The 9,904-nt window shown below is 44.9% G+C and carries 10 protein-coding genes and 1 pseudogene; 6 read left to right on the top strand and 5 right to left on the bottom strand.

Annotated features, from left to right (window positions below; all coding sequences use genetic code 11):
• Positions 1-282 precede the first annotated feature (282 nt).
• Entirely contained in the window at positions 283-441 is a 159-nt protein-coding gene (locus tag HF974_05440; GenBank protein MBC2697783.1) for a hypothetical protein, read from the bottom strand.
• Positions 442-1,402: 961 nt separating this feature from the next.
• Here HF974_05440 and HF974_05435 point away from each other — a divergent pair.
• The 3 genes and pseudogenes from HF974_05435 (at position 1,403) to HF974_05425 (ending at position 3,094) form a co-directional block, all read left to right on the top strand.
• Positions 1,403-1,720, top strand: coding sequence for a cupin domain-containing protein (locus HF974_05435; GenBank protein ID MBC2697782.1), 318 nt, complete (start codon positions 1,403-1,405; stop codon positions 1,718-1,720).
• Positions 1,717-2,412 (top strand): amino acid racemase, encoded by a 696-nt coding sequence (locus tag HF974_05430; protein ID MBC2697781.1) that lies wholly within the window; start codon positions 1,717-1,719, stop codon positions 2,410-2,412. Before HF974_05435 ends, HF974_05430 begins: the two co-directional genes overlap by 4 nt.
• Before the next feature lie 271 nt (positions 2,413-2,683).
• Positions 2,684-3,094 (top strand): annotated as a pseudogene (locus HF974_05425) (GNAT family N-acetyltransferase).
• 154 nt (positions 3,095-3,248) lie between these two features.
• Here HF974_05425 and HF974_05420 read toward each other — a convergent pair.
• Positions 3,249-4,916 (bottom strand): acyl--CoA ligase, encoded by a 1,668-nt coding sequence (locus HF974_05420; protein MBC2697780.1) that lies wholly within the window; start codon positions 4,914-4,916, stop codon positions 3,249-3,251.
• Between the two features lie 350 nt (positions 4,917-5,266).
• On the opposite strand from HF974_05420, the gene lsrF reads away from it, so the two are divergent.
• The 3 genes from lsrF to HF974_05405 all read left to right on the top strand — a co-directional run bounded on the left by lsrF (position 5,267) and on the right by HF974_05405 (position 7,678).
• Positions 5,267-6,055, top strand: a complete 789-nt coding sequence (gene lsrF / locus HF974_05415; protein MBC2697779.1) for a 3-hydroxy-5-phosphonooxypentane-2,4-dione thiolase — start codon at positions 5,267-5,269, stop codon at positions 6,053-6,055.
• A 59-nt stretch (positions 6,056-6,114) separates the two neighbouring features.
• Positions 6,115-7,095 carry an alcohol dehydrogenase catalytic domain-containing protein gene (locus HF974_05410; protein MBC2697778.1) on the top strand — a complete coding sequence of 327 codons (981 nt, stop codon included), beginning with the start codon at positions 6,115-6,117 and terminating at the stop codon, positions 7,093-7,095.
• Between the two features lie 79 nt (positions 7,096-7,174).
• Positions 7,175-7,678, top strand: a complete 504-nt coding sequence (locus HF974_05405) for an ACT domain-containing protein (protein MBC2697777.1) — start codon at positions 7,175-7,177, stop codon at positions 7,676-7,678.
• A gap of 128 nt (positions 7,679-7,806) precedes the next feature.
• On the opposite strand, the gene rpl12p is transcribed toward HF974_05405, so the two are convergent.
• The 3 genes from rpl12p to HF974_05390 are packed head-to-tail and all read right to left on the bottom strand — an operon-like array spanning position 7,807 to position 9,849.
• Entirely contained in the window at positions 7,807-8,127 is a 321-nt protein-coding gene (gene rpl12p / locus HF974_05400; GenBank protein MBC2697776.1) for a 50S ribosomal protein P1, read from the bottom strand.
• A 48-nt stretch (positions 8,128-8,175) separates the two neighbouring features.
• Positions 8,176-9,207: a 50S ribosomal protein L10 gene (locus HF974_05395; GenBank protein ID MBC2697775.1), complete on the bottom strand. Its 1,032-nt coding sequence runs from the start codon at positions 9,205-9,207 to the stop codon at positions 8,176-8,178.
• The gene (locus HF974_05390; GenBank protein MBC2697774.1) at positions 9,208-9,849 is read right to left on the bottom strand and encodes a 50S ribosomal protein L1; all 642 of its coding nucleotides are present in this window, start codon (positions 9,847-9,849) and stop codon (positions 9,208-9,210) included.
• Positions 9,850-9,904: the final 55 nt, after the last annotated feature.

Genomic DNA, 9,904 nt, shown 5'->3' with positions numbered 1-9,904 from the left:
CTAATATAATTATTGATTAATTTGATTTTAGAATTGTGCCATATGCCTTTCATGATCTGACACTTTAAGGTTGACTTAACACTAGATATTGAATTTTTAAAAGACCAGATGGCTAATCTACAAAGAGATATCAGTGAAATCAATGCAGACCTTCATAGACTACGTCCTGAATATAGGGTGGAAGTTGAACAAATTTTAAGAGAAGGCGTTTTTGAGACGTATTCCAGCTTCGATAACTTGAGGAACGAAATTGAAAATGTATAAGCCAGGCATTGAATCTAATTACCAAACTCCCAAATGACTGATCGGGTCCTTTCGGTCCCGTTTCTTTTCCTGGAAATCATTTACTGCCGGCTCGGTAAAACTCCCGAAGGCCCAGTCCATCCCGTCCTTATCCAGGCCGTATATGCCCAGGTCGCAGCCCGGTGTTACCAGCATCATTTGCAGGTGTGTGACGTGCTCCGAGTCTTTTGAGTGAAAGTCGGGTCTGCGCAGGGGTCCCTTGCTGCCGCCGGATTTGTTCAGAGGGCAGGGATTTGTGGTTTTTTGGGTAGTCGAGTATGTGTATGTAATCGGCGTGTGGTGTGGTAAATGGGTTTTAAATATTGTGGAGAGGAAGTTGGGACGGTGGAGAAGGGGGGTGGTCTGTGAGGATTTTTAGGTGAAGATGGGTTGATTTTTATAAAATGTGGTTATAGGTGGATGTGTGGAGTATAATGTTTCAGACGGACAAGATGAAAATTCAGGGTGCAGAGTATTATTTACAGGCCCGGGAATTAACTTCGAGGTATAAGTGACTGCGGAATATATTTTTTATGCTCGGATGAGTATAGTGTGGTTATGGAAATATTATATCCAAAATAGGCGCATAAAATGATAGAGGTAATTCAATTATGAATTACAGGAAACTTACCAGACAAATTCTTATTGTTTTGGCTTTATTACTAATTTTAGATGCAAGTCTTGGAATACTAATAGGTGAACATTATATCTATTGGGGATTAGAGTATATGCCTGTATACTATCGTAATTTTATATTGAATTTATACGAAACACAACCGATTCTATTATTAGAATTAATGCTGACCGAACTTGTCGCAGGATTAGTTATTTTCTTCTTGGCCCGAAAGTTGATAGGTACAAATGAATGAAATAATTCCATAGCATTGGTACTGATGTCTCAGAATTCCATTTTGGGGTCAGTGACTGCGAGATGATGGGTTCATGCTCTAACCCGGTGATAATAATCCAGAATAACCTTTCAAAATCTCAATGAGGCGGACTTTTTTTATGAGATAAGGCCTATTCAGTTATACCCCAATAGATAGCATCAGTTTTATCTTGGTGGATTGCAAAGGTTTCAATATTCAATTGCATGTTAAGCAATTAGGAGGAACTGAACATGGAACAATGCAAAATTGATTTTACGTCGATCCCATGGGAAATACCGGCCAAAGGGGCTAGATTCAAAGCTTATAAGCAGAACGGCAAACAAGTACGTTTAGTAGAATTTACTGATGAGTTGGTCGAAACGGACTGGTGTACTGAAGGACATATTGTGTATATTTTAGAGGGCCAATTGGAAGTAAATTTCAATGGAAATATGGTTGTGTTCAATAAAGGTGATGGATTATTTATACCGGCAAGTGAAAAAAATAAACACATCGGTAAGGCTCTCACAAAAGTAGTGAAGATGATCATCGTCGAGGATGTTTTATGAAAAAAATTGGAATTATTGGTGGACTGGGGCCGGAATCAACCATTGATTACTATAAAGGAATTATCAATGTTTTCCGGCAGCGAGAAGTTGGTTTGGCAACCCCTGAAATAATAATATACAGCGCAGATGTTAGCAGACTTTTGGAATTGGTTGAAGCTAAGGACTGGAATAATCTTGTGGATTGGCTGGCAAAAAGAGTAATCGCGCTTCACAGTGCAGGTGCAGAGTTTGCTGTAATTGGGTCGAACACACCACACATAGTTTTTGATGAAGTCAAATCGAGGTCTCCTATACCTATGCTTAGTATAGTTGATGAAACATGTAAACGAGCATTAAGCATGAAGCTAAGAAAACTTGGTCTGATTAGGACAAAATTTAAGATAGAATCAGACTTTTTTCAGAAGGCATTTCACAATGTTGGTATATCTATAATAGTCCCTATGAAAGATGAGCAGCAGTACATTCACAATAAATTAATATCAGAAATTGAGTTTGGTATTATCGAAAATTCAACTCGACAAGAACTCTTATCGATTGCAAAACGAATGATAGACGAAGATTCTATTGATGGCTTGATCCTTGGTTGTACAGAACTTCCTATGATTCTCGATAAAGACGAATATGGTATTCCTTTCTTAAATACAACAGCTATTCATATCGATAGCATTGTGGATTATTGCATTGGAAATTAAAAGGTAATAATGGAATGAATTAGTTACAATAATCGGGACAAAATAACGCTATCAGTGCTTTAAATGTGACCCTGTGCCTGAAACGAAAAACCGAACAAGTAAATCGAAAGAATGCGAAAGTTATGAGCATCGTCATAATGCCTGCGGATTTCCAATCCAAGGTCGTTGTGTGCGGACTATGAGTTCATGCTTGAATATGCAAGTGACAACAATTTTTTATTTGGTAGTAATCTTTGAAATTACTAAATGATCCAATAATAGAGGTGGAAAAATGGATGAATATATTCTAGTCGAACGTTCTGCAACCTTAGAGGAATATCTAAGGTTGCGCGAAGCAGTTGGATGAATTTGCCAAGACATTAAAGCTACAGAGATTGGCTTAACTAACTCTCTTTTTTCAGTATGCATGATTTACAAGGACGAAGTCATCGCGTATGGAAGAGTTGTTGGTGATGGAGGTATTTACTTTTACATTCAGGACGTTATCGTTTTGCCAAAATTTCAGGGAAAGGGAATCGGCAAACAGATCATGAATGCAATCATGAATTATCTTGAAAAAAATGCTCATCCCAATGCCTTTATTGGTTTGATGGCGGCCAAAGGAGAAATGGGATTTTATGAAAAATTTGATTTCAAAAAACGACCCAATGATAGCCCAGGGATGTTGAAGATATGGGAATAGTAAAGGATAGAATCAATCAGTTAATCATTCTTAAATTGCTACCATGAGCCAAGATTTTTGCAACAAGAAAGTAATATTCAATGAATATAAAGATTCTTGAGCATCCTCCCAATGCCTTCAGACTTTTGGTCCGGGGTCCGTGACCCACTCCCCCTTACCTAAACCACAATCCCTTCTCCTTTAGCTCTTCAATCACACCCTTCTTCTTCTCGAACTCCTTCACCCTCAGTTCCTTACGCTTGATCTTACCGCTGATAGTCTTAGGCAGCTCCTCAACAAATTCAATCTCCCTCGGATACTTATACGGAGCCGCCACCTGCTTGACATACTGCTGGATATCCCCCACAAGCTCCTCCGAATGCGCATATCCCTCCTTCAACACAACAAAAACCTTAACGATCTCCCCCCTGATCAGGTCCGGGCTTGGGATCATCGCACTCTCAAGCACAGCCTCATGAGAATCAACCGCACTCTCAACCTCAAACGGCCCTATCCTGTACCCCGAACTGATACACACATCATCCGCCCTTGAATCGAACCAGATATACCCGTCCTCATCCATCATTGCAAGATCCCCGGTCAGATACCAGTCGCCCACAAAACACTCTGCAGTTTTTTCCACCTTTTTGTGATAACCCTTGAACAGCATCGGATGGTCCCGTACAACAGCAATCATCCCCTTCTCGCCAACCGGCAGCCGTTCTCCAGTCTCAGGGTCCACAATAGCCCCCTCAACCCCTGGTGTGAACTTACCCATCGACCCCGGCCTGACCTCCATTCCAGGTATATTGCAGGCAATTGCACTGGTCTCGGTCTGCCCGTACCCTTCCCTCACAGGTATCCCGAACTTCTCATCAAAGAACCTGACAATGCCAGGTGTGCAGGGCTCCCCCGCAGTCAGGATGACCTCCAGGTCCCCCAGGTCATATCTCCTATCTGCGTCGTCAATCGTTGCCATTGACCTCAGTTCCGTGGGTGTCATACATACCTTGTTTATCCTCCATTTTTCAAGCAGCTCAAACCATTTTTCAGGTCCGAACCTGCCACAGTAATGGAAGTTCGTAGCACCCCCGTTCACAATGGCCCCGAATGGTGCCCAGTACCATTTGACCCACCCGGGTTCTGTAGTTGCCCAGCATAGCTCGTCCGGCTGCGTATCCCACCAGTAATACCTGTTCAACCTGTCAAAACAGTACATCAGTGAGTGGGTGTGTAACACACCTTTGGGTGCACCAGTGGTTCCTGAGGTGTAATTGATTGTCAGGGGATCTGAGCTTATGAGTTTTTCAAGCCTTAAGTCTCCTGATGCCTTATTGATCTCCTGCCTGAAATCACTCCATCCCTCCCTTTCACCTGAAAAGAACAGGCTGTCAATTGAAATTGAGATATTATCTCTTATTGCATCAACCTCATCGGCAATTACTGGATCGCTCGTGATCAAAGCACTGACACCGGCATCCAGTATCCTGTATTCAATATCTGCCCTCCTGAGCATTACCGTACAGGGGACGACCACGCCGCCTACTGCCCAAATGCCAATACTTGCAGTATAAATGTCTGTTCCCCTGGGAAGTAATACCATAACCCTGTCACCTTTTACGATGCCCGAATCCCTCAGGACATTCCCGAACCTCATGGCATTGTCCCACACTTCCCTGTATCCGGCTTTCTCAACGCTCCCGTCAGGATGCTCGGTAATTGCCATCAACTTCGTGCTGTCTTTTGCCCAATTCCTGATAGTATCAATAAAATTATAATATTTTGGAATATTCCATTTGAACTTCTTTCTCTCCTCTTCGTAATCAAAAGGTACTTTATGCATTCTATTATCTCCCGATATATTCTATGCTGCCACAGTAATTAAAATTGACTCTCTTTAACATCTTGTGGGTAACTTCATTGTTCAGGAATATATCGCGGAACATGGAATCTCACGACTTGGCTTTATGGAAAGGATTTACTGGATTTTCAGGATAAAATTGCAACCATTATCATGTCGATCCTGTATATCCTGTCGAGATTTTCGATTTCTCCGATTATTTAGGCAAACTATTACTCACACAATGTTGGAGGGATCATTAAAATTATATAATCTACTGATATTAAAATCAGGGAATGCATTTTTTACCTATTACTACCCTATTACCTTACTACCATTAATGGAGGAATTTTATGGACTGGGGTATGCAAAACCGTATATCACAAATAATTAAACCAAAGACCGGACGAACAGTCATGCTGGCAGTGGACCACGGCTATTTCCTGGGTCCCACAAGCCACCTTGAAAACGCAAAGAAAACAATCGAACCGCTGATCGAATATGCAGATGCGCTCATGCCCGCCCGCGGTGTCCTGCGCGCCGATGTAGACCCAGGCACATCCACACCGATCGTACTTCGGGTATCGGGCGGCAACAGCATTGTTGGCGAGGACCTGACAAGGGAAGGCATCACTACATCGGTAGAGGATGCACTGCGACTGAATGTAGCAGCCGTTGCCATGTCCATCTATGTAGGCAGCAAGTATGAGCACCAGACCCTGATGAACCTTGGAAACCTGGTAAACGAATGTGAACGCTATGGAATGCCTGTGGTGGCAGTGACAGCAGTAGGGAAGGATATGGTGCGGGATGCCAGGTATCTGGCACTGTGCTGCCGGATAGCTGCCGAACTGGGCGCAAAGATCGTTAAGACCTATTATACTGATGATTTCCAAACAGTCGTGGAGGGCTGTCCTGTACCTATCGTGGTTGCCGGCGGTAAGCAGATGAACACAGAAATGGATGTGTTCGAACTGGTCCACAGTGCCATATCAGAAGGGGCAGTAGGTGTGGATATGGGCCGCAACATCTGGCAGAACGAATATCCAGTTGCCATGATAAAGGCCGTGCGGGCTATTGTGCATGAAAACTTCACACCGCGCAAAGCCATGGACCTGTACAACAGCGAAAAGGAAAAATAGGGGCCGGATAAGTGCGCGTTGCTGTATATTATAATAACAATGACGTTCGTCTCGAAGAGATGCCTGTACCTTCCATCGGTTCCGACGAACTGCTGGTCAGGGTGGAGGCCAGCGGCATCTGCGGCAGTGATGTCATGGAGTGGTACCGCATCATGCGCGCACCGCTGGTGCTGGGGCACGAGATAGCAGGCACGGTTGCCGAAGTGGGGACGGACGTCAGTCGATATAAAGTGGGGAACCGCATCTTCGTATCCCACCATGTCCCATGCAATACCTGCCACTACTGCCTGGCCGGTCACCATACGGTCTGCGATACCCTGCGCAGCACTAATTTCGATCCGGGCGGTTTTGCCGAATATCTCAGGGTGCCTGCCATTAATGTAGACAGGGGCGTATTCCTGCTGCCCGATGAGATGTCTTTTGACCAGGGTGTGTTCATCGAACCCCTGGCCTGCGTGTACCGGGGGCAGCGGCTAGCAGGGATAAAACCGGGCCAAAGCGTGTTAGTTATAGGTAGCGGGATTACGGGACTACTGCATGTCAAACTGGCTGCGGCACTGGGTGTAGGCAGCATTTTTTCCACTGATATCAATCAGTATAGGCTAGATATGGCATCAATTTGCGGAGCAGAGGTCATTGATGCACGCGATAATGTGCCTGAACGCCTGCTGGAATTAAATGACGGGCGGCTGGCAGATGTGGTCATTATCTGTACCGGCGCCGTACCTGCAATAAACCAGGCGCTGGCTTCGGTGGACAGGGGAGGTACCATCCTGTTCTTTGCCTCACCCGAACCTGGAGTCTCAGTGCCGCTGCCTGTATTTGAGTTGTGGAAGAACGAGGTCAGTATTGTCAGCTCATACGGCGCCAGTCCACTGGATATTACGAAAGCCATTGAACTTATACAAGCAAGTAGGGTGGAGGTAACGGACATGATAACCCACAGGTTCGTTCTGGCAGATGCAGAAAAAGGGTTCAAACTGGTGGCCGGAGCCGGCGAATCTATGAAAGTGATAATTGAACCACACAAACCATTTTAATCATCTATACAAAAAACATTTCGAACAATACATTGCATATAATTAAAATATCAAATATGTGCGTTGTAGGTATTAACACATGTGGAGCAAGATACTAAGCAAGTTCAAAAAACATCCTGCACAGGAAAAGGTCGTCAAACTTCTGCTGGAGCGAGGCTTTCAGGTCAATGGGCAGGGACGTGTGGTTTCAGGCAATATCGAATTGCCCCACACCCAGGTTGCAAGGGAGATCGGTGTTGACAGGAGAGTGGTGGATTCCACATGCGAGGTTATATTATCAGATGAGACCCTGACCAGCATATTCCAAAATGTATATACAATTCCCTTCTTAAAGGATGTGGCACCTGTATTAGGTCTTGGTGTTATTGTCATAACACCGGGCGATGCTTCCAGGACTGGTATACTTGGTCAGGTAGCCACAGCAGTGGCAGAACACGGTTTAAGTATCAGGCAAGCAGTTACTGAAGACCCATATCTTACAGAAAATCCGCTGCTTACTATAATAACGGATGACAATATACCTGGCGACCTTATAGATGAACTAAAGAAAGTGCCTGGGGTAAAAGGGGTCACTATTTACTAAACACACGGTCAAATAAACCGATCGAACTTTCAAAGATGTAGTTCAGCAAAAATAACTTTGTACAAAAAAATAAAAGTAAGGCTGGTTAAGTATCCAGCCTGTAGTAAAGTAAATTATACGAGATCTGCTTAACCGAACAGTGCGCCCAGTCCTTCCATTCCGCTCTCTTCAGCCTCTTCCTCTTCTTCAGCTGCGGCCTCTTCAGCTGCTGCCGGGGCTTCCTCAGCTACTGCGGCAGGTGCTCCTGCTGCTGCTCCAGCTGCCGGGGCTGCAAAAGCGGCTTTCTCGATTGCTTCCTGGATGTCGACGCCTTCAAGTGATGCCACCAGGGCCTTCACTCTTGTTGCATCCACATCGACATCTGCGGCCTGCAAGATACCTGTTATTGCGTCTTCTGTTACGTCCTTACCTGCATTGTGCAGTAAAAGTGCTGCATAAACATATTCCATTTCTTATCACCTTTTATCAATTGTTGACTATAATTACTTCTTTGTTGTTCATCCGAACAGGGCACCTAGCCCCTCTGCTGCTGCTTCTTCAGTTTCTTCCTCAGCAGCTTCTTCTTCTACTTCATCTGCTTCCCCGGCAGTCTCCTCCTTTCCAGGCTCGACCTCAACCGGGCTCACTGCAGCCTGGGCCCCCATCTTTGCTTTCAGGTCATCGTCCAGGGCTTCATCCGATACCAGGCCTGCCAGTACCATCACATGACCCTGGGCTTTAGACAGCAATATATCCATCACTCCAGGTTCATATATCACTGCATTCACTGCCAGATTCCTTGACTCAGATGCTGCCTTTGCAAGCAGTGCCTGAATGGTGGTCCTGGTCGGGTATGCCGAATTGACTGCCAGGTTGAACGCCTGACTGGCTGCTGTTGTGAAGTCAAGTGATATCTTACCTTCATCGATGGCAAGAGTTGATGCATCGAACAACATACCGTCCTCAAAGGTCCCTCTCAGGACCAGTCCCAGTTCAAGTGGAAATATCTCAAGACGGGTCAGCATGGCTGCCAGATTCTGTGAGACAACTTCACCTTTCTTAGCGACCACTTTGGTTTCCCGTATGACCACTTTTCCGCCTTCAATGGCTGCGGGAATACCTGCCGATTGCAGTTCACCTATAATGGGCCCGGGCGGGAAATCGGTTGGTCTTTTTTCAACAGTAATATCATTGGGTGCTTTCATACCACCCTTGATAGGAGCTGGAGTTTTGCTCGATTCGAGAAGCCTGAATAATTTGAACGAATTATCGTTTGAGAATACTAAACCCGTTTCATGATCAAGATAATTCTCCAGGGATTTAATATCTTCAGAACATTCATTCAATGCTCTTGTTATCAGTGAGTTCTTGCTGACCTTGATCAGCACCGAATCCCTGATACTTGAACGCATCTGCTGGAACTGCTTCGACGGCATTCCGTGGATACCCACCAGCCCAACTACCGAGTACTGCCCGATCTTGGCTTTAATATCCTCAATCTCATCTTTCTTCTGCTGGGGTATGTGCATGCTGTGGTGTTCTGCGTCCATTTAGATCACCTTCACTACAGGCCCCATTGTGGTCTTGACATAGATCGATTTGATATTCTGCTTGCCACTTACCATCTTATTCTCGATCCTGGATACGACTGTCTCGATGTTCTGGGCCAGTGCTTCAGGTTCCATATCCCTGCGTCCCACTGGAAGATGAAATGAAAGCCGATCCTTACTGCGTACCCGGATTGCGTTCATAGCTTTATTGACTATATCCTCAATGTTCTTATCAGGAGTCAATGGCTCGGGCATCTTGCCTCTTGGTCCCAGGATAGGCCCCAATGCCTTTGCAATAGAAGGCATATAAGCAACTTCTGATATGAAAAAATCAATATTATTTGCAAGTTCACGTGCCTTTGTCTTATCATCCCCCAGACCTTCAATCTCTTCCGGGTCCAGTATCATCTCGGCTCCGGCACTTTTCGCCCTCTGGGCAATATCACCTTTAGCAAAAACAGCAATTGTGATAGTTTTTCCCAAGCCACTGGGAAGGATGATCTCTTCATCCACACGGTTCTCAGGCTTGCTCATATCAACATTTTTAAGGTTAATAGCAAGGTCTACACTTTCTGAAAAGTTGCGTTCTGGCGCCTGCTCAAGCGCCTGTTTTACTGATTCTAAAATATCTTCAAACGTCATATATTCCTCCCGTAGTATTTGCCATACGCAAACGACCACCTGATCTTCTACGGTT

Source organism: ANME-2 cluster archaeon, from assembly GCA_014237145.1.
In the GTDB taxonomy this organism is placed as follows: domain Archaea; phylum Halobacteriota; class Methanosarcinia; order Methanosarcinales; family Methanocomedenaceae; genus Methanocomedens_A.
This window is presented reverse-complemented; position numbering and strand designations above follow the sequence as displayed.

Coding starts and splice junctions, on each gene's coding strand:
- HF974_05390 (MBC2697774.1), bottom strand. CDS start 9,849: ATGACGTTTGAAGATATTTTAGAATCAGTAAAACAGGCGCTTGAGCAG.
- HF974_05430 (MBC2697781.1), top strand. CDS start 1,717: ATGAAAAAAATTGGAATTATTGGTGGACTGGGGCCGGAATCAACCATT.
- HF974_05420 (MBC2697780.1), bottom strand. CDS start 4,916: ATGCATAAAGTACCTTTTGATTACGAAGAGGAGAGAAAGAAGTTCAAA.
- lsrF (MBC2697779.1), top strand. CDS start 5,267: ATGGACTGGGGTATGCAAAACCGTATATCACAAATAATTAAACCAAAG.
- HF974_05395 (MBC2697775.1), bottom strand. CDS start 9,207: ATGGACGCAGAACACCACAGCATGCACATACCCCAGCAGAAGAAAGAT.
- HF974_05435 (MBC2697782.1), top strand. CDS start 1,403: ATGGAACAATGCAAAATTGATTTTACGTCGATCCCATGGGAAATACCG.
- HF974_05440 (MBC2697783.1), bottom strand. CDS start 441: ATGATGCTGGTAACACCGGGCTGCGACCTGGGCATATACGGCCTGGAT.
- HF974_05405 (MBC2697777.1), top strand. CDS start 7,175: ATGTGGAGCAAGATACTAAGCAAGTTCAAAAAACATCCTGCACAGGAA.
- HF974_05410 (MBC2697778.1), top strand. CDS start 6,115: ATGCCTGTACCTTCCATCGGTTCCGACGAACTGCTGGTCAGGGTGGAG.
- rpl12p (MBC2697776.1), bottom strand. CDS start 8,127: ATGGAATATGTTTATGCAGCACTTTTACTGCACAATGCAGGTAAGGAC.